We start from the raw sequence: 16,809 nt of genomic DNA, 5'->3' as shown, positions 1-16,809 counted from the left end.
CCGCACGCACGCCGCCCAAGGAGCCCCCGTGGCCAGCATCCTCGCCCTCACCGGCAGTCCCTCCCTGCACTCGCGCACCGCCGTCGTCGCCGACCACGTCCTGCGCCGCCTGTCCCACTCCGGATTCGCGACCTCGCACCTGGCCGTCCGTGAACTCCCCGCCGCCGACCTGCTCGCCGCCCGCAGCGGCCAGCCCGAACTGCGCCGGGCGCTGGCCGCCGTCGCCGAGGCGGACGGCCTGGTCATCGCGACCCCGGTCTACAAGGCCTCGTACACCGGCCTGCTCAAGGCCTTCCTCGACCTGCTCCCGCAGGACGGCCTGGCCGGGAAGACCGTGCTGCCGCTCGCCACGGGCGGCAGCCTCGCCCACGTCCTGACCCTCGACTACGCCCTGCGCCCGGTGCTCACCGCGCTCGGCGCCCGGCACGTCACCACCGGCCGCTTCGTCCTGGACTCCTCCGTCGAGCGCGGTGACGGGCCCGACCGGCTGCGCCCCGAGGCCGAACTCGACCTCTTCCAGGCCGTCGACGAGTTCGCCGAGGCCCTGCGCCTGCGCACCGTCCCGCACCCCCGCCCCACCGTGACCGTCGCCCCGTAACCACTCGCCCCACCGCCCCGCCCCACCGCCCCGAGAAGGACCAGCCATGCCCGCGACACCCACCCGGACCACCACCTCCCGGCGCCAGTTCCTCGCCCTGCTCGGCATCTCGGCGGCCGCGGTGAGCTGCGGCACGGCCACGGCCTCCGGCGGCGGGGGCGGGGGCGCGCAGCTCAAGAAGCTGAAGTACCAGGGCGCGGTCGGGTCGGTCACGCTGCCCGAACTCGCCGCGGACCTCGGCTACCTCGGCGACGTCACCCTCGACTGGGTCGGCAACACGATCAGCGGCCCCCAGGACATCCAGTCGGCGGCCACCGGCCAGACCCACTTCGGTGGAGCCTTCAACGGCGCCGTCGTCAAACTCGCGGCGGGCAAGGCCCCGATCAAGGCCGTCGTCTCCTACTACGGATCCGACCAGTACTCCTACGGCGGCTACTACGTGCTGGAGGACAGCCCGATCCGCTCCGCCCGCGACCTGATCGGCAAGAAGGTCGGCATGAACACCCTGGGCGCCCACTACCAGGCGCTCCTGGACATCTACCTCAGCCGCAACGGCCTCTCCAAGACCGACGCGGCCAAGGTCGAGGCCCTGGTCGTGCCCCCCGTCAACACCGAACAGTCGCTGCGCCAGAAGCAGATCGACGTCGCCGTGCTCAGCGGCGTGCTGCGCGACAAGGCGCTGGCGACGGGCGGCATCCGGCCCCTGTTCACCGACTTCCAACTGCTCGGCGCCTTCAGCGCCGGCACCTACGTGATGACCCAGCGCTTCATCAAGGAGAACCCGGACACCGTCCGCACCTTCGTCACCGGCGTCGCCAAGGCCATCGAGTGGTCCCGGACCACCCCGCGCGAGGAGGTCATCGCCCGGATGACGGCCATCGTCAAGAAGCGCGGCCGCAACGAGGACACCTCCACCCTCCAGTACTGGCACTCGTACGGCGTGGCCGAGACCGGCGGCCGGATCGGGGACAAGGAGTTCCAGCTCTGGCTCGACTGGTTGGGCGAGCGCGGAGACATCAAGAAGGGCCAGCTCAAGGCCGCCGACCTGTACACCAACGAGTTCAACGACTACCGGAAGGGGGCCTGAGCGACATGGCGAAGATCGTCTTCGAATCGGTCACCAAGACCTTCCCGTCCGCGTCCCGCGGCGACTTCACCGCACTGGACGGCATCGACCTCTCCATCGGAGCGGGGGAGTTCCTGGTCGTCGTGGGCCCCAGCGGCTGCGGCAAGTCCACCCTCCTCGACCTGCTCGGCGGCCTGACCCGACCGAGCGGCGGCCGGATCCTGCTCGACGGCGAGCCCGTCACCGGCCCCGGCCTGGACCGCGGCATCGTCTTCCAGCAGTACGCACTGCTGCCGTGGCGCACCGCGCTGGGCAACATCGAATTCGGCCTGGAGGCCACCGGCGTCCCGCGCCGCCAACGCACGGCGAAGGCGCGGGAGTTCCTCGACCTGGTCGGTCTCACCGGCTTCGGCGACCGGCACCCGCACGAGCTGTCCGGCGGCATGCGCCAGCGCGTCGCGATCGCCCGCTCGCTGGCCTACGACCCCGACGTACTGCTGATGGACGAGCCCTTCGCGGCGCTCGACGCCCAGACCCGCGAGTCCCTCCAGGACGAACTCCGGCGGATCTGGCAGGCCACCGGCAAGACGGTCGTCTTCATCACGCACAGCATCGAGGAGGCGGTGTACCTCGGCCAGCGCGTCGCGGTGATCACCTCCCGCCCCGGCCGGGTCAAGGAGATCGTCCCGGTCTCCTTCGGGGGCCGCGCGAACGGCCTCCTGGGCGAGGACCTGCGCTCCAGCCCCGAGTTCGCCCGCTACCGCCACGAGATCTGGACCCTGCTCCACGACGAGGTGGCCCGTGCCCAGCAACTGGAGAAGGAGCAGGCCGCCGCATGAGCACCGAGACCCACACCCCGGTCGAGCTGACCGAAGCCCTCCCGGCCACCCTGACCGAGGACCTCCCCGAGACGGACTCCGCCCCCTCGGCCGTCGCGCCCTCCGGTGCCGCTCCCGCGCCCGTCGCTCCCGCGCCCGTCGCTCCCGCGCCCGCCGCTCCCGCGCCCGCCCTCGCCGGTCCGCTCCCGGCGGCGAAGCGTCCCCGCGCCGCCCGACCGGCCGCGCTCGGCGGCCGGGCCGGGCGCTGGATCCGCGGCGCCGCCCTCCGCTCGGCCGCCCTCGTCGCGCTGCTCCTCGTCTGGGAGACCGCACCCCGCCTCGGCCTGGTGGACCGGACCTTCCTGCCCCCCTTCAGCGAGGTCGCCGTCGCCTGGTGGGAGCTGCTCGCCGACGGACAGCTCGGCGAACACACCTGGGCCAGCCTGGTCCGCTCCTTCGGCGGCTTCGGCATCGCCGTCGCGGTCGCCGTCCCGCTCGGGCTGCTGATCGGCTGGTACCGACCGGTCGCCGAGCTGCTCGGGCCGCTGCTGGAGGTGTTCCGCAACACCGCCGCCCTCGCGCTGCTCCCCGTCTTCGTGCTGCTGCTCGGCATCGGCGAGACCTCGAAGATCTCGATGGTCGTCTACGCCTGCGTCTGGCCGGTCCTGCTGAACACCATCAGCGCCGTCCGCGGCGCCGACCCCACGCTCGTCAAGCTCGCCCGCTCGATGGACCTGTCCACCCTGCGGCTGTTCCAGAAGGTGATCCTGCCGTCCTCCGTGCCGACCATCTTCACCGGCATCCGGCTGGCCGGAGCGGTCTCCATCCTGGTCCTCGTCGCCGCCGAGATGATCGGCGCGAAGGCGGGCCTCGGCTACCTGATCAACGCCTCGCAGTTCAACTTCGCCATCCCGCAGATGTACGCCGGGATCATCACCATCTCCGCGATCGGCGTGGGCTTCAACCAGATCCTCGTCTCGATCGAACGCCGGCTGAGCCTGTGGCGCGTCCCGGCCGCGGGCTGACCGCCCGCCCACTCCGCCCGCCCCGCCTTCCCCGCCTTCCCTTGAGGACCCCGTCATGAGCACCGACTCCCGCCGCACCCTCCACCTCAACGCCTTCCTGATGAACGCCGGCCACCACGACGCCGCCTGGCGCCACCCCGACAGCAGCCCCGAGCGGATCACGGACCTGCGCTACTTCCAGGAGCTGGCCAGGACCGCCGAGCGCGGGCTGCTCGACTCCATCTTCTTCGCCGACGGCCTCGCCCTGTGGGGCAAGGCCCGCTACAACGCCCTCGGCGGCTTCGAGCCGTTGACCCTGCTCTCCGCGATCGCGGCCGTCACCGAGCACATCGGCCTGATCGCGACCGTGTCGACGACCTTCAACGAGCCGTTCCACACGGCCCGCAAGTTCGCCTCCCTCGACCACATCAGCAACGGCCGCGCCGGCTGGAACATCGTCACCTCCGGCACCGTCGACGAGGCCCGCAACTTCAACCAGGACGAGCACCTGGAGCACGGCCTGCGCTACGACCGGGCCCGTGAGTTCCTCGACGTGGCCACCAAGCTCTGGGACAGCTGGGACGACGACGCGATCGTCCTGGACAAGGAGCGGGGGATCTACGCCGACACCGACAAGCTCCACCCGGCCGACCACCGCGGCACCTACTTCGGCGTCGCGGGCGCCCTCAACGTGCCCCGCTCGCCCCAGGGCCACCCGCTCCTGGTCCAGGCCGGGTCCTCCGAGGACGGCAAGGAGTTCGCCGCGCAGTACGCCGAGGCCGTCTTCACCGCGCAGCAGACCCTCGCCGACGGCCAGACCTTCTACAAGGACCTCAAGTCCCGCCTCGCCCGCTACGGCCGGACCGAGGGCGACCTGCTCGTCCTGCCCGGCATCGCACCGGTCATCGGGTCCACCGAGGCCGAGGCCAAGGCCCTCGAACAGCAGCTCACCGACCTCCAGGTGCCGGAGTACGGCCTGGCCCAGCTCTCCGGCATGCTGGGCACCGACCTCACCGGGCACCCGCTGGACGGCCCGCTGCCCGAACTGCCCGAAGAGCGCGACATCAACGGCAACAAGAGCCGCTTCACGCTCGTCGCCGAACTCGCCCGCCGCGACGGCCTCACCCTGCGCGAGCTGATCGCACGGCTCGGAGCGGGTCGCGGCCACCGGGTCTTCGCGGGAACCCCGGAGCAGATCGCCGACCAGCTGGAGCAGTGGTTCACCCAGGGCGCGGCCGACGGCTTCAACATCATGGCGCCCGTACTGCCCACCGGGCTCACCGACTTCGTCGACCAGGTGGTGCCGATCCTGCAGAAGCGCGGCCTCTTCCGCACCGAGTACACCGGACGCACCCTCCGCGAGAACTACGGCCTGGGGCGCCCGGTCAGCCGGTACGCGGCGGCGGGGGCGCACTGACCCGGGGCCGGACGGCCGCGGGAGGGGGGTGGGTGCCGGGTCCGGCGCCCACCCCCCTCCCGCGCGCGCGTACGGGCGGCCGGGTGGCGGAGCCGGATCAGACGGTCAGCACGATCTTGCCGCGGGTGCGGCCCGTCGCGCTGATCTCCCAGGCCTTCGCCGCCCGCGCCAGCGGCAGGGCGTGCTCCACGTGCACGGTGAGCTTGCCGTCGTCCGCCAGCCGGGCCAGCGCGGTCAGGTCGGCGGTGTCGGGGCGCACCCAGAGCTGGTGCGCGCTCTTGGCCGCGGCGCCGGGGTCGGCGATGGAGACCACCCGGCCCCGCTCCTTGACCAGACCCTGGAGGACCTCGACGGCCCCGTCCCCGAAGAAGTCGAGCCCCGCGTCGACGCCTTCGGGCGCCAGCGCGCGGATCCGGTCGGCCAGCCCCTCGCCGTACAGCACCGGTTCGGCGCCCAGCGAGCGCAGGTAGTCGTGGTTGTGCGCCCCGGCGGTGCCGATCACCCGGGCCCCGAGGGCGAGGGCGATCTGCACGCCCAGCGATCCGGTGCCGCCCGCCGCCGCGTGGATGACCACGGTCTCGCCCGCGGCGACCCGCACCCGGGCCAGCGACTGGTAGGCGGTGAGCCCGGCCAGGGGGACGCCCGCGGCCTGTTCGAAGGTCAGGGCGCGGGGCTTGCGGGCCAGGGTGCGCACGGGGGCCGAGACCAGTTCGGCGTAGGTGCCGAGCTGCACCCATTCCTTGCGGAGGTAGCCGTACACCTCGTCGCCCACGGCGTACTCGGAGGTGTCGGCGCCGAGGGCCTCCACGACCCCGGCGACGTCCCAGCCCGGTATGACCGGGAAGCGGGTCTCCGTGGTCGCGTCGAGGTATCCGGCGGCGATCTTCCAGTCGACCGGGTTGACCCCGGCGGCCTTCACCCGGACGAGCACCTCGCCGGGGCCGACCTTGGGTTCGGGCGCGTCGACGAGTTCGAGGCTGCCGGGGGCGCCGTCGGTGCCGTAAGCGGAGAAAGTGATTGCCTTCATGATCGCTCCAACTGCCCCTGATCCAGGGCTATTCCGGAGCGACCGGGGCGATATCAGGCCAATCAGGCGGGCAGGCTGTTGCGGTGCGAGAGCCGCCGCGCCGCGGCCAGCAGGGCCTGGATCTGGACCCCCGACTGCTCGACGTCGTCCAACGGGGAGGGGAAGGACAGTCGGACGTCGCGGTGCCCGACGCGCTCTTCGAGCCGCAGGGTGATCCCGTAGCGGTCCATGGCGAGCGGCAGCGCGCGCAGCACCTTGTTCGCGGGCTGCGGCTGGACCAGCCGCAGCAGCAGGGTGACCAGCTCGTTGTGCTCGTCGAGCAGGTGGGTGAGCATCCCCGACTCGTAGGCGGCGAGCGGGTCGGGGCACGCCTCGTCGAGCTCCTGGAGGCCGATGTACGAGCGGCCCTCGTCCGTCTCCAGGACGGCCCGGCCGAATTCCACGCAGGTGCTGGTGTCGGAGCCGTCGGAACCGTCGGCGTACGGGGTCAGCAGGTGGCCGAGGATCGTGACCCGGGCGCGGACCCGGTCGCGCACCGGGGTCGACGCGATGTCGGTGAACTCCAGCCGGATCGCCGGCCGGCCGTCGTGCAGCGGGGAGCGTCCGTCGAGCGGGTTCCCGGCGGCCGGTGCGGCCGGGTGCAGGTGCAGGCGGCCGAGCACGTCGGCGCCGTCCAGGTGGCAGACCTCGGTGCGCACCCCGTCGGCGATCACGGTCATGGAGTGGGCGGCGGCCAGGATGGACCTGACCCGTTCCGCGTCGCTCGGCCGGGCGGGCGACGCCGCTCCGGACCCGGCGGGGGCGGGGGTGTCGGATGCGGCCGGGTGGGCAGGGTCGCCGGACATGCGCATGCGGATCTCTCCATCGTCCCGGGGCGGGCTGGTTAGGTATGCCTAACCTAACCTATCTCGGTGTCGCTGAGTACCCGGCGCGCCAACCGGTCCAGGGTCCGCATGATCCGCTCCCGGCTGAGGCCGAGGGTGTGCCGCTGGTGCTGGTAGACCTCGGGCGCCAGCGGGCTGAGCAGGATGTCCACACCGCTCTCCGGATCCTCCATGCCCGCGTCCGCGAGCAGGGTCCGCACGTGGGCCCGCCAATGGCTGTACGCGGCGCCCGTGAAGCGGGCCGGGCCGTGTTCGGCGCCCAGCGCCAGCGGAAGGTGACGCTCCAGCAGGTCGAGGGCGGCGGAGTAGAAGGCGGACAGCCGCTCCGCGGCGGGGGCGCCGGGGCCGAGGGGCGGCGGGCCGTAGGCGAGCCTGCCCTGGAGGACGCGCTCGTGTTCGTCCAGCAGCGCGACCGCGATCGAGCGCGGATCGGGGAAGCGGCGGTAGAGGGTGGCCCGGCCGACCCCGGCTGTCTTGGCGATCCGGTCCATCGTTACCGTGCGGGGGTCGTGTTCGGCGAAGAGCTGCTCCGCCGCGGCGAGTATCTGCGCGTGGTTGCGTAACGCGTCCGCGCGCTTGACGAACCGGGCTGCGGGGGCCGTGCGACCCGCCGGTTCACGGACCGCGGGGATCTCGTCGCGAGGGGTCATGGCGGCGACCTTACGTGCTTCGTGTCGCTGTTGGGCTGAACGGGTGAAACGCGAGAGGATGGGGAGATGCACAAGAAGCGTCTGGCCGAGGCGGCCTGGTGAGCAGGTACGACGTCACCGATGAACAGTGGGAGGGCCTCGCGCAGGTGGTGCCCCTGCGCAGCCGCAACGAGTGGCCGTCCAGAGTGGACCACCGCACCATCCCGACGACCCCCGGCGCCGCCGTTTCGGCGCAGCGCCGGTTCGTCGTGATCAGAGTGCAGGTCTTCGCGGACGCGCGCGAGGTGGCCGAGTACCTCATCGCGCAGATCCCCGTGCTGCTCGACCTCACGGGTGCCGACGGCGAAGTGGCCAAGCGCATCCTGGACTTCAGCAGCGGCGTGGTCTTCGGGCTGGGCAGCGGTATGCACCGGGTCGACCGCAACGTCTTCCTGCTCGCACCGGTGGGCACCGAAGTGGAGGGGATCGCGGCCGCGGCCGTCCCCCGATCGTAGGAAGGTCGCGGCGGCGGAACGGTTCAGCGCGGCCTGGGGTGCCCGGCCGGCCCGTAGCGTCCGGGCATGGACGCCATGTTGGACACCACGTTGGACGCCGCGTCGGGCGGTACGTCGGACAGCACCCGCAGTGCCCCCGCCGCCGCTCCGCCCCCGCCCACCCCTTTAGCCCCGCCCGCCCCCTCGGCCCCGGCGCCCCCGCGGGCTCCGGCGCCGCCGGCCGCCCACGTACCCGCTCCGCGGCCGTACGCCGACCGGCGCGCGCGGGCCGCAGCGGCGCAGCCGGGTGCGGGGCGGGCCGCCGCGGGAGCGCCGTACGCCCGGCCCGCCGTCACCGAACTGCGCCTGTCCGCCTTCGCCGCGCACCGCGCGGCGGTCTACCCGCTCGGCCCGGTCACCCTCTTCGCCGGCCCCAGCGGCAGCGGCAAGTCCCAGGCCCTGGCCGGGTACGAGGCCCTCGCACGGCTCGGCTCCGGCGCCGACCTGGCCGAGGTGTTCCCGGATCCGGTGGCCCTGGTGCCGCAGCGGGCCCGCCCCGACGCGCAGCGGCGCCGCGGGTTCCGGATCGGCTGCACCGTCGACGGGCCCGTGGGCCCGGTCCGCCTCGACCTCGCCGTCCAGGCCGAACCCGACCTGCGCATCGTCGGCGAACGACTCGCCGCGGGCGAGCAGATCCTGCTGAACACCGCGCTGCGCGACCCCGGGCGCCGCTCGGTGCAGGCCGCCTGGCTGACCGGGGGTTCCACCGGCGTCACCCGGGCCCCCTTCCCCGACGACCGGCTCGGCACCGCGCTGCTGCCGCTGCGGGTGGCCGGGAGCACGGAGGGCCAGCGACAGGTGCTCGCCGCCGCCGAACAGGTGGTGATCGCGCTGCGGTCGGTGTTCCCCTGCGACCCGCGACCCGCCGCGATGCGCGCCCCCGTGCCGCCCGGCCCGGGCCTGCTGCGCGGGGACTGCGGCAACCTGGCCGACGTACTGCGCCGGACCCGGCAGGAGTGCGGCACCCGGTACGCCCTGCTGACCGAGGCCGCCCGCACCGGCTGCGCGGGCCCGGTGGAGGGGTTGGGGGAGCGGGCCACGGCCGACGGGCGGGTGCTGGCCGAGCTGCTCCGCGGCGACCTCCCGGCGACGGAGCTGGGCCGGCTCGGCGCGGGGGAGCTGCGCTTCCTGGGGCTGGCCCTCGTCCTGCTCACCGGGCCCGGGGTGCTGGCCGTCGACCAGAGCGCCGAACTCCTGCCCGCGCAGCAGGCGCTGACCGTCCTCGCCGACGGCTTCGACCACGGCCTCGACCGGACCCAGCGCGCCGAGCTGCTGCGCCTGGCCCTGCTCTCGTGCGGTCGCGGGCACGTCCGGCTGGTGGCGACGGTGGGCGAGGAGGGCGCCGACTTCGCCCGGGAGGTGGCGGGGGTGTCAGTGGTAGACCTGAACCCATGAACGAGAACCCCTCCCCCGAGCCCGCACCCGAGCCGGCAGCCGAGCCGGCGCCGGCGCCGGACGAGCGGCTGGCGCTGCTCCAGCGGCGGCTGGCCGCCTTCGCGGCGGCGCGCGACTGGCAGCCCTTCCACACGCCGAAGAACCTGGCGGTGGCACTGAGCGTGGAGGCGTCCGAACTGGTCGAGATCTTCCAGTGGCTGACGCCCGAGCAGTCGGAGCGGGTCATGGAGCGGCCGGAGACCGCGCACCGTGTGGCCGATGAGGTCGCTGACGTGCTGGCCTACCTGCTGCAGTTCTGTGAGGTACTGGGGGTGGACGTGCTCGATGCGCTCGCCGCGAAGATCGACAGGAATGAACTTCGTTTTCCTGTGAAGGGCACTTCGGAAGCAAATTGTCACTCTTCGGAGTGATGGCGCTGTCCACAACCATGTTTGTGTCCACAGATTTCCGAATACCCCTGGCTTTACTGGCTCGTTGCCCTCACTCTGGGTAGTGATAGGGGAACAGTGGGGTGTCGTGCGGACGGGGGACGGCATATGGACGCGGTACGGCTGATCGCGGCCGGCCGACATGCTCTGGCACAGAGTGGGGCGGCGATGGACATCGTGGGCGAGGCCTGGCAGGCCCAGGCCCTCGCACAGGGAATAGGGGGATGGCTGGCCATCACGGGGCCGCCGGAGCTGAGAGCGGAGGCCCGGGGCCTGGGGGAGGCGGGGACCAGAGGCTGCGGGGTGATCGACCGGGCCGCGGTGCGCGGCGAGGGTCGGGTGCCCGACTATCCCCCGAGAGCGGCCCAGTTGACCGAGGTGGCGGATGTCCGCCAGTGCCTGCTCGGTCTCCAGGCGTTATTGGGCGAAGTGGGCATAGCGCTCGTCGGGGTGGCCTGTGCCACGGACGACGAGGGTCTGTACTGGCAGTGCATAGAGTCGATCGACGCGGCGGACGAGTCGAGCGACCGGGTACGAGCGATCCTGCGCCGGATGACGGTGCGCGAGCGGGGCTCCGCCTCGGGCGTGGTCTGAGGGCCCCGTCCGGCCGTTGCCGCCGGGCGAGGTCCCGCCGTACCGGGGCGGCGGGACCCGCGGGATCAGGGGGACCCGCTCAGCGGGCTCCGAAAGGCCGCTCGCTCTCGGCGGCGCGGTCCGGAGCCGCGATGGTCCCCGCGGAGCGACCCGCGGAGGACTGGAGATCGGCGTCGAGATCGCAGAGGTCGGCGTTCAGCGCCGCCATCAGCTCTTCCATCTGCTGCAGGAGCCCCTTGGGCGCTGCGCCGCCCTGGGCGGGAACCCCGGAATCCTGGTGGCCCTGGTGTGCCTGGCGCTCTGCTGCCTGTCCGGTCTGTCCGGGGTGCTCTGGCACGGACTCGTGGGACATGGCGGCCTCCTCGGCCCTGGCCCTTCCGGAAGCGGAAGGGGGCGGTGGACGCGCTGGCGAAGGCCGCCGGCGCGCGGGCCGGGCGGTCCGGCTCCGTCCGAGCAAACGATCCCCCTCGGCGCTGGTCACTGGCGGGGCCGCTGCGAGGCCCTTCCGGTCGACCCGGATTCACCCGGCCGGGGTGCGGGAGCGCCGTGGCGACGACGCCCCCGCCGGCGCGAGGCTCGGGGTGGGCGGGCAGACTGCGTCCGTGCTGATCAGGAGAGTGACCCCGGCCGACCGGGCCGCCGTCCGGGCGGTGACCGCCGCTGCCGCGTACAAGCCGCGGGACGAGGTTCCCGTCGAGGTGTCCCTGGCGGACGCGCTGCGGGACGGCAGCTGGGCGCTGCCGGCCCTGTCGCTGCTGGCCGAGAGCGCGGAGGGCGAGGTCATCGGTCATGCCCTCTGCTCCTGGGGCCGTATCGGCGCCGCCCGGACGGCCAACCTCAGCCTGCTCGGCGTGCACCCCGCCCACCGGCGGCGCGGGGCCGGCTCGGCCCTGATCCACGCGCTGCTCGGCGCCGCGGAGGCCCTCGACCTCCCGCTGATCGTCGTGCTCGGCGACCCCGAGCTCTACGGCCGGCACGGCTTCCGCCCCAGCACGGACGTCGGCATCGTCGGCCAGGAGCCGGGCTGGGGCGATGTCTTCCAGGTTCGCACCCTGACGGCATACGATCGGTCGATACAGGGCGAATTCATCTATCCCGAACCTTTCGGCGATGTCTGACGGCTGAGGCAGCCCACGCAGGAGGAGGCCCCGCGATGGCCCGCGCGCGTACCCCACTGGCCGACGCACTGCGCGAGCGGACGCTGACCCTGGACGGCGGGCTCGGCACGCAGCTCGCAGACCAGGGCTGCGACCTGTCCGGCGGGCTGTGGTCGGCGCGCGTGCTGGCCGAGCAGCCGGAACAGGTGGCCGCCGCGCACACGGCGTACGCGCGGGCGGGGGCCCAGGTGCTGATCACCGCCGGCTACCAGGTGGGCTACGCGGCCTTCGCCCGCCACGGCTACGACCGCCGCCGGACCACCGCCCTGCTGGGCGACTGCGTCGCGCTGGCCGACCGGGCGGCGCGGTCCGTGGAACACGAGGTGTGGGTGGCGGCGTCGGTCGGCCCGTACGGGGCCACGCTGGCGGACCGTTCCGAGTACCGCGGCCGCTACGGGCTGAGCGTGCGCGAGCTGGCCGCCTTCCACCGCCCGCGGATCGAGGCCCTGTTGGCGGCCGGGGCCGACGTCCTGGCGCTGGAGACCGTCCCCGACACCGACGAGGCGCAGGCACTGCTGTCGCTGCTGGCCGGCACGGGGGCGCGGGCCTGGCTGTCCTACACGGTGGCGGGGGAGCGCACCCGGGCCGGCCAGCCGCTCGCCGAGGCCTTCGCCCTGGCGGCGGCCGCGCCCGAGGTGATCGCGGTCGGGGTCAACTGCTGCGCGGCGTCCGACGTCCTGCCCGCCCTGGAGGCGGCGGCCCACCTCACCTCGAAGCCGCTGCTCGCCTACCCGAACGACACCTCGGGCACGGCCGACTGGCCGGTCGCGCACTGGCGGCGCGCGGGCGCCCGCCTGATCGGCGGCTGCTGCGGGGTCGGCCCGCAGCGCATCGCCGCCCTGGCGGCCGCGACCTGAGCGTCCGGGGCCGTGGTGAGGTCCGCGCTCGAGCGCCCCGCACATGCTGTCCGCCCGTCCGCCTGTCAGCTCGTCGTCGAGCCCGCTCGTCGCTCATGGCGCGAACGTGCGAGGTGATGGGCCTTGCGGAGCAGTTCGCACACCGCCCCATCGGTCCGCCGGCCCGGATTCACCACCGCGAGCCAGCCGACGGAGCCGTAGACGGGGTGTGCGAGCACGGCGTCGGTGACGCCGAGGTCGTCGTCGGGGGCCGGTTCGCGCGGCGCGTGGCCGGTCGAGTCGACGAAGGAGTCCTTCCCCGCGGCGATGTTGACACGGAACGTATCGGGGCGGTCCAGACGCGACCTCTCGTCGCCCGGGTAGTTCTTCGTCACGATCGTCGCGAACGGCTGAGTGGCTTTCGGCATGGCGCCATCAGGCGCGTAGTAGAGGAAGGTGTCCCCCCAGCTGATCTCCGGCGAGCCGTCGTCGGGTCCCGGCCTGACGGCCAGGACTCCATCGAGGTCTTCCACGAAGCTGATGATCTCGTCGATGGTCATGTGCTCAAGCGTTTCATTAAGGTGCTTGTGGAGACTTCGAGCCGGAAGTCAGAGGAGCGGTGGGTGCCAACTCTCAAGTCATCGGTCCTGCGCACGGTCGATATCGCGCGACGTGCCGGGTGCTCCGTCCAGCAGGTCCGCAATCTCGAACGCGACGGTGTCCTGCCGCCGGCGACGCGCACGGCCGCGGGCTACCGGATCTATGGGGAGACCCACCTGCGGTCCGCGCTGGCCTACCGGGCCCTCGCACGCGGCACGGGTCCGGTCGAGGCCAAGCGGATCGTCCGTGCCGCGCACGCGCACCCGCCCTCGGAGGTACTCGCACTCCTCGACGCGGCGCACGCCCGACTCCACCGGGAGCGCAAGGACCTCGGACTCGCCCAGGAGGCCGCTGCGGCGATCTCCGCCGAGCTGATCGACGACGTGCGCCCATCGGATGCGATGAGCGTCTCCGAACTCGCCGCCGCGCTCGGAGTGCGCCCGTCGACCTTGCGGCACTGGGACGCCGAAGGGTTGGCCGTTCCTGACCGGGTCCCCCCACGCGGAACGCGACGGTACTCACCGGCCCAGACCCGGGACGCCCGCATCGTGCACCAGCTACGCGGCGCCGGCTATCGCATCGACCCGCTCCCGTGCCCTTCTCGACGCCACCGTCGCGCTCAGCGCCGTTCTCGGCGGCCATCGGACGTGAGGCCCCGTCGACGGGGAACCCCACCGGCAGCCCCTCGCGGCCGGCGCGGTCCGTGTGAACCCGCGTGCTCCCGATTAGGTCGTATGGGGGAACTTTGCCGTGGAACTCCCTGGAAACACCGGGCGGGATCGTTCTTCCAGGGCAGCGGAATTATCCGCGACCCTGGAAGGACGGAACGTCAGATATGAAGATGACCGCGCGCGGAAGCCTTGCGGCGCTCATGACCTGTATGGCCGCGGCGGGTGCGGCGAGCCCGGCCCTCGCGGACTCGGTGCCGGTGGGTGTCCCGCTCGACGCCGTGGAGACCTCGCTCGGTGTGGACACCCCGCGGGTGGCCACCGGGGTGCCCGTGCCGATCGTGGGCGCTCCCGACGTGCCCCGGCACCACACCGGGGACCTGCTCCCCACCCCGCTCCTGCCGAGCATCCCGGTCGGCGCCGAGCTGGGTCACACGGGGATCAGTTCGCCGGTGCCGAACCTGCTCGGTCGACCGGAGACCGACGGTGAGGGTTCGCTGGACGCACCCGCCACGAACCTGCTCGCCCGCACCGGCGGCGTGGTCGTCGGAGCTCCCCTCACGATGCCCGACGGGCGCAACTTCGGGGTGCCGAACCTGGTCGCCCCCAAGCTGGGAGTGATCGCCCCGGAACTGCGGGGTGCCCCTTCGGCGCTGCTCGGCCTGCGCTGAGCCAACGGCACGTCAAAAAGCCGTCCGGTCTGCGAACGTGTACGCCATGGGATTCCATGTCGACTCCGAGACCGGGCGGCTGCGCCGCGTCATCCTCCACCGCCCGGATCTGGAGCTGAAGCGGCTGACGCCGACCAACAAGGACGCGTTGCTCTTCGACGACGTGCTGTGGGTGCGCCGGGCCCGGCAGGAGCACGACGGTTTCGCGGACGTGCTCCGCGACCGGGGCGTGGAGGTGCACCTCTTCGGTGACCTGTTGAGCGAATCCCTGGACATCCCGGAGGCGCGCCGCCTCGTACTGGACCGGGTCTTCGACGAGAAGGAGTACGGCCCCCTCGCCACCGACCACCTGCGGACGGTCTTCGAGGCGCTGCCCTCCGTCGAACTGGGCGAGGCGCTGGTCGGCGGGATGACCAAGCGGGAGTTCCTGGAGCGGCACAGCGAGCCCGTCTCGGTCCGCTTCCACGCCTTGGAGCTGGACGACTTCCTGCTCGGGCCGCTGCCGAACCACCTCTTCACCCGGGACACTTCGGCCTGGATCTACGACGGCGTGTCCATCAACGCGATGCGCTGGCCCGCCCGACAGCGCGAGACCGTGCACTTCGAGGCGATCTACAAGCACCACCCCCTCTTCACCGCCTCCGGCGCCTTCCACTACTGGACCCAGGGCCAGGCCGACTACCCCTCGACCATCGAGGGCGGCGACGTCCTGGTCATCGGCAACGGCGCGGTGTTGATCGGGATGAGCGAGCGGACCACCCCGCAGGCGGTGGAGATGCTGGCGCGCGGCCTGTTCGCCGCGGGTTCGGCGACCTCCATCGTGGCCCTGGACATGCCCAAGCGGCGGGCGTTCATGCACCTCGACACGGTGATGACGATGGTCGACGGGGACACCTTCACCCAGTACGCGGGGCTCGGCATGCTCCGCTCCTACACGATCGAGCCGGGGGGCGACGGTCAGGAACTCAAGGTCACCGATCACCCCCCGGAGCACATGCACCGGGCCATAGCGGCGGCGCTGGGACTCGATTCCATCCGGGTGCTCACCGCCACGCAGGACGTGCACTCGGCGGAGCGGGAGCAGTGGGACGACGGCTGCAACGTGCTGGCCGTGGAGCCGGGCGTGGTGGTCGCCTACGAGCGGAACGTCACGACCAACACCCACCTGCGCAAGGAGGGCATCGAGGTGATCGAGATCCCGGGCAGCGAACTGGGCCGGGGGCGCGGCGGGCCGCGCTGCATGAGCTGCCCCGTCGAGCGCGACGCGGTCTGAAGGCGGGGACGGGGGCAGGGCCGAGGGCGGGGTCGGCTGCCGTCGGTCGCGGGGCGGGATGCCTGCGGGGGTCTGTATATCAATACAGAGGATCGTATAGACTTCCAGTATCCCCTGTCACCGCGACTCTGGAGCGTTCCCCATGGCCACCGATCTCGCCGGCCGCAGTTTCCTCAAGGAGCTCGACTTCACCGCCGCCGAGTTCCGCGGCCTGGTCGCGCTGGCCGCCGAACTCAAGGCCGCCAAGCGGGCGGGCGTCGAGGAGCGCCGGCTCCGGGGTCGCAACATCGCGCTGATCTTCGAGAAGACCTCCACCCGCACCCGCTGCGCGTTCGAGGTGGCGGCCGCCGACCAGGGCGCCCACACGACGTACCTCGACCCCTCCGGTTCGCAGATGGGCCACAAGGAGTCGGTCAAGGACACGGCGCGGGTGCTGGGCCGGATGTTCGACGGCATCCAGTACCGGGGAGACAGTCAGGCCGCGGTCGAGGAGCTGGCCGCGCACGCCGGGGTCCCGGTCTTCAACGGGCTCACCGACGACTGGCACCCCACGCAGATGCTCGCCGACGTCCTCACCATGACGGAGCACTGCCCGGGCCGGCCGCTGGAGCGGATCGCCTTCGCCTACCTGGGCGACGCCCGCTTCAACATGGGCAACTCCTACCTGGTGACCGGCGCCCTGCTCGGCATGGACGTGCGGATCGTGGCGCCGCGCGCGTACTGGCCGGCCGAGTCGGTCGTGGCGGCCGCCCGCGAACTCGCGGCCACGAGCGGCGCCCGGATCACCCTCACCGAGGAGATCGCCGAGGGCGTGGCCCAGGCCGACTTCGTCATCACCGACATCTGGGTCTCCATGGGGGAGCCCAAGGAGGTCTGGGACGAGCGGATCGCGGCCCTGTCGCCGTACGCCGTCACCATGGACGTGCTGCGCGCCACGGGGAACCCGGACGTCAAGTTCATGCACTGCCTGCCCGCCTTCCACGACCTGGGCACCAAGGTGGCCCGGGAGATCCACGAGCGGCACGGCCTGGAGTCGCTGGAGGTGACGGACGAGGTCTTCGAATCCGCGCACGCCGTCGTCTTCGACGAGGCGGAGAACCGCCTGCACACGATCAAGGCGGTCCTGGTCGCGACGCTCGCGAAGCCGTAGCGGTAGCCGAAGTCGTAGCCGTAGCCGAAGTCGTGGCCGC

General features: G+C 72.6%; 20 protein-coding genes. 15 read left to right on the top strand and 5 right to left on the bottom strand.

The annotated features are described in order from the left end of the window. Positions 1-28: 28 nt before the first annotated feature. From ssuE to ACIQWR_RS13800, 5 genes are read left to right on the top strand one after another with little or no spacing between them, the layout of a single operon-like run. Complete coding sequence (gene ssuE / locus ACIQWR_RS13820; protein WP_404008125.1) at positions 29-598, top strand: NADPH-dependent FMN reductase; 570 nt, start codon at positions 29-31, stop codon at positions 596-598. A gap of 46 nt (positions 599-644) precedes the next feature. Further along, positions 645-1,685 (top strand): ABC transporter substrate-binding protein, encoded by a 1,041-nt coding sequence (locus ACIQWR_RS13815; RefSeq protein WP_404008122.1) that lies wholly within the window; start codon positions 645-647, stop codon positions 1,683-1,685. A gap of 5 nt (positions 1,686-1,690) precedes the next feature. Then, complete coding sequence (locus tag ACIQWR_RS13810; RefSeq protein WP_404008119.1) at positions 1,691-2,503, top strand: ABC transporter ATP-binding protein; 813 nt, start codon at positions 1,691-1,693, stop codon at positions 2,501-2,503. Further along, entirely contained in the window at positions 2,500-3,507 is a 1,008-nt protein-coding gene (locus ACIQWR_RS13805) for an ABC transporter permease (protein ID WP_404008117.1), read from the top strand. Before ACIQWR_RS13810 ends, ACIQWR_RS13805 begins: the two co-directional genes overlap by 4 nt. 55 nt (positions 3,508-3,562) lie before the next feature. Continuing rightward, positions 3,563-4,903: an LLM class flavin-dependent oxidoreductase gene (locus tag ACIQWR_RS13800; RefSeq protein WP_404008114.1), complete on the top strand. Its 1,341-nt coding sequence runs from the start codon at positions 3,563-3,565 to the stop codon at positions 4,901-4,903. 97 nt (positions 4,904-5,000) lie between these two features. Here ACIQWR_RS13800 and ACIQWR_RS13795 read toward each other — a convergent pair whose 3' ends face one another. From ACIQWR_RS13795 to ACIQWR_RS13785, 3 genes are all read right to left on the bottom strand, one after another. Next, on the bottom strand, positions 5,001-5,930 hold the full coding sequence (locus ACIQWR_RS13795) for an NADP-dependent oxidoreductase (protein ID WP_404008112.1): 930 nt from the start codon (positions 5,928-5,930) through the stop codon (positions 5,001-5,003). A gap of 62 nt (positions 5,931-5,992) precedes the next feature. Continuing rightward, the gene (locus ACIQWR_RS13790; RefSeq protein WP_404008495.1) at positions 5,993-6,775 is read right to left on the bottom strand and encodes a DUF2470 domain-containing protein; all 783 of its coding nucleotides are present in this window, start codon (positions 6,773-6,775) and stop codon (positions 5,993-5,995) included. A 53-nt stretch (positions 6,776-6,828) separates the two neighbouring features. Continuing rightward, positions 6,829-7,464 carry a TetR/AcrR family transcriptional regulator gene (locus tag ACIQWR_RS13785; protein ID WP_404008109.1) on the bottom strand — a complete coding sequence of 212 codons (636 nt, stop codon included), beginning with the start codon at positions 7,462-7,464 and terminating at the stop codon, positions 6,829-6,831. A 98-nt stretch (positions 7,465-7,562) separates the two neighbouring features. Here ACIQWR_RS13785 and ACIQWR_RS13780 point away from each other — a divergent pair, with 98 nt between their 5' ends. The 4 genes from ACIQWR_RS13780 to ACIQWR_RS13765 all read left to right on the top strand — a co-directional run bounded on the left by ACIQWR_RS13780 (position 7,563) and on the right by ACIQWR_RS13765 (position 10,414). Continuing rightward, complete coding sequence (locus tag ACIQWR_RS13780; RefSeq protein WP_404008106.1) at positions 7,563-7,958, top strand: cell division protein SepF; 396 nt, start codon at positions 7,563-7,565, stop codon at positions 7,956-7,958. A 66-nt stretch (positions 7,959-8,024) separates the two neighbouring features. Beyond that, positions 8,025-9,392: an AAA family ATPase gene (locus ACIQWR_RS13775; RefSeq protein ID WP_404008104.1), complete on the top strand. Its 1,368-nt coding sequence runs from the start codon at positions 8,025-8,027 to the stop codon at positions 9,390-9,392. Continuing rightward, entirely contained in the window at positions 9,389-9,802 is a 414-nt protein-coding gene (locus ACIQWR_RS13770) for a nucleotide pyrophosphohydrolase (RefSeq protein ID WP_404008101.1), read from the top strand. Before ACIQWR_RS13775 ends, ACIQWR_RS13770 begins: the two co-directional genes overlap by 4 nt. 126 nt (positions 9,803-9,928) lie before the next feature. Beyond that, positions 9,929-10,414, top strand: a complete 486-nt coding sequence (locus tag ACIQWR_RS13765) for a DUF6099 family protein (RefSeq protein WP_385777223.1) — start codon at positions 9,929-9,931, stop codon at positions 10,412-10,414. A gap of 79 nt (positions 10,415-10,493) precedes the next feature. On the opposite strand, the gene ACIQWR_RS13760 is transcribed toward ACIQWR_RS13765, so the two are convergent. Continuing rightward, a complete protein-coding gene (locus tag ACIQWR_RS13760) occupies positions 10,494-10,766 on the bottom strand; it encodes a hypothetical protein (protein WP_404008097.1) in 273 nt (90 codons plus the stop codon). Positions 10,767-11,016: 250 nt separating this feature from the next. Between ACIQWR_RS13760 and ACIQWR_RS13755 the strand changes: the two genes are divergently transcribed. Beyond that, a complete protein-coding gene (locus ACIQWR_RS13755; RefSeq protein ID WP_404008094.1) occupies positions 11,017-11,532 on the top strand; it encodes a GNAT family N-acetyltransferase in 516 nt (171 codons plus the stop codon). Positions 11,533-11,567: 35 nt separating this feature from the next. After that, the gene (mmuM, locus tag ACIQWR_RS13750; RefSeq protein WP_404008092.1) at positions 11,568-12,428 is read left to right on the top strand and encodes a homocysteine S-methyltransferase; all 861 of its coding nucleotides are present in this window, start codon (positions 11,568-11,570) and stop codon (positions 12,426-12,428) included. 65 nt (positions 12,429-12,493) lie between these two features. Here mmuM and ACIQWR_RS13745 read toward each other — a convergent pair whose 3' ends face one another. Next, positions 12,494-12,967: a DUF6194 family protein gene (locus ACIQWR_RS13745; protein WP_404008089.1), complete on the bottom strand. Its 474-nt coding sequence runs from the start codon at positions 12,965-12,967 to the stop codon at positions 12,494-12,496. Between ACIQWR_RS13745 and ACIQWR_RS13740 the strand changes: the two genes are divergently transcribed. The 4 genes from ACIQWR_RS13740 (at position 12,968) to argF (ending at position 16,769) form a co-directional block, all read left to right on the top strand. Beyond that, entirely contained in the window at positions 12,968-13,846 is an 879-nt protein-coding gene (locus tag ACIQWR_RS13740; protein ID WP_404008086.1) for a MerR family transcriptional regulator, read from the top strand. Next, positions 13,843-14,346 (top strand): hypothetical protein, encoded by a 504-nt coding sequence (locus tag ACIQWR_RS13735; protein WP_404008084.1) that lies wholly within the window; start codon positions 13,843-13,845, stop codon positions 14,344-14,346. The genes ACIQWR_RS13740 and ACIQWR_RS13735 overlap by 4 nt, the downstream gene beginning before the upstream one ends. A gap of 46 nt (positions 14,347-14,392) precedes the next feature. Beyond that, positions 14,393-15,619 carry an arginine deiminase gene (locus ACIQWR_RS13730; protein WP_399261553.1) on the top strand — a complete coding sequence of 409 codons (1,227 nt, stop codon included), beginning with the start codon at positions 14,393-14,395 and terminating at the stop codon, positions 15,617-15,619. Positions 15,620-15,761: 142 nt separating this feature from the next. Further along, positions 15,762-16,769 carry an ornithine carbamoyltransferase gene (gene argF, locus ACIQWR_RS13725; protein ID WP_404008082.1) on the top strand — a complete coding sequence of 336 codons (1,008 nt, stop codon included), beginning with the start codon at positions 15,762-15,764 and terminating at the stop codon, positions 16,767-16,769. The last annotated feature ends 40 nt before the right edge of the window (positions 16,770-16,809 follow it).

Source organism: Streptomyces sp. NPDC098789, assembly GCF_044759975.1.
Lineage (GTDB): Bacteria > Actinomycetota > Actinomycetes > Streptomycetales > Streptomycetaceae > Streptomyces.
The sequence above is the reverse complement of the archived record's forward strand: the minus strand, read 5'-3'. Positions and strand labels throughout refer to the sequence as shown.

What these genes read in the sequence shown, in the direction of transcription:
- ACIQWR_RS13810 (WP_404008119.1), top strand. Translation starts at nt 1,691, where the DNA reads ATGGCGAAGATCGTCTTCGAATCGGTCACCAAGACCTTCCCGTCCGCG.
- ACIQWR_RS13765 (WP_385777223.1), top strand. Translation starts at nt 9,929, where the DNA reads ATGGACGCGGTACGGCTGATCGCGGCCGGCCGACATGCTCTGGCACAG.
- ACIQWR_RS13805 (WP_404008117.1), top strand. Translation starts at nt 2,500, where the DNA reads ATGAGCACCGAGACCCACACCCCGGTCGAGCTGACCGAAGCCCTCCCG.
- ACIQWR_RS13735 (WP_404008084.1), top strand. Translation starts at nt 13,843, where the DNA reads ATGAAGATGACCGCGCGCGGAAGCCTTGCGGCGCTCATGACCTGTATG.
- argF (WP_404008082.1), top strand. Translation starts at nt 15,762, where the DNA reads ATGGCCACCGATCTCGCCGGCCGCAGTTTCCTCAAGGAGCTCGACTTC.
- ACIQWR_RS13760 (WP_404008097.1), bottom strand. Translation starts at nt 10,766, where the DNA reads ATGTCCCACGAGTCCGTGCCAGAGCACCCCGGACAGACCGGACAGGCA.
- ACIQWR_RS13815 (WP_404008122.1), top strand. Translation starts at nt 645, where the DNA reads ATGCCCGCGACACCCACCCGGACCACCACCTCCCGGCGCCAGTTCCTC.
- ACIQWR_RS13795 (WP_404008112.1), bottom strand. Translation starts at nt 5,930, where the DNA reads ATGAAGGCAATCACTTTCTCCGCTTACGGCACCGACGGCGCCCCCGGC.
- ACIQWR_RS13775 (WP_404008104.1), top strand. Translation starts at nt 8,025, where the DNA reads ATGGACGCCATGTTGGACACCACGTTGGACGCCGCGTCGGGCGGTACG.
- ACIQWR_RS13745 (WP_404008089.1), bottom strand. Translation starts at nt 12,967, where the DNA reads ATGACCATCGACGAGATCATCAGCTTCGTGGAAGACCTCGATGGAGTC.
- mmuM (WP_404008092.1), top strand. Translation starts at nt 11,568, where the DNA reads ATGGCCCGCGCGCGTACCCCACTGGCCGACGCACTGCGCGAGCGGACG.
- ACIQWR_RS13770 (WP_404008101.1), top strand. Translation starts at nt 9,389, where the DNA reads ATGAACGAGAACCCCTCCCCCGAGCCCGCACCCGAGCCGGCAGCCGAG.
- ACIQWR_RS13790 (WP_404008495.1), bottom strand. Translation starts at nt 6,775, where the DNA reads ATGTCCGGCGACCCTGCCCACCCGGCCGCATCCGACACCCCCGCCCCC.
- ACIQWR_RS13800 (WP_404008114.1), top strand. Translation starts at nt 3,563, where the DNA reads ATGAGCACCGACTCCCGCCGCACCCTCCACCTCAACGCCTTCCTGATG.
- ACIQWR_RS13785 (WP_404008109.1), bottom strand. Translation starts at nt 7,464, where the DNA reads ATGACCCCTCGCGACGAGATCCCCGCGGTCCGTGAACCGGCGGGTCGC.
- ACIQWR_RS13730 (WP_399261553.1), top strand. Translation starts at nt 14,393, where the DNA reads ATGGGATTCCATGTCGACTCCGAGACCGGGCGGCTGCGCCGCGTCATC.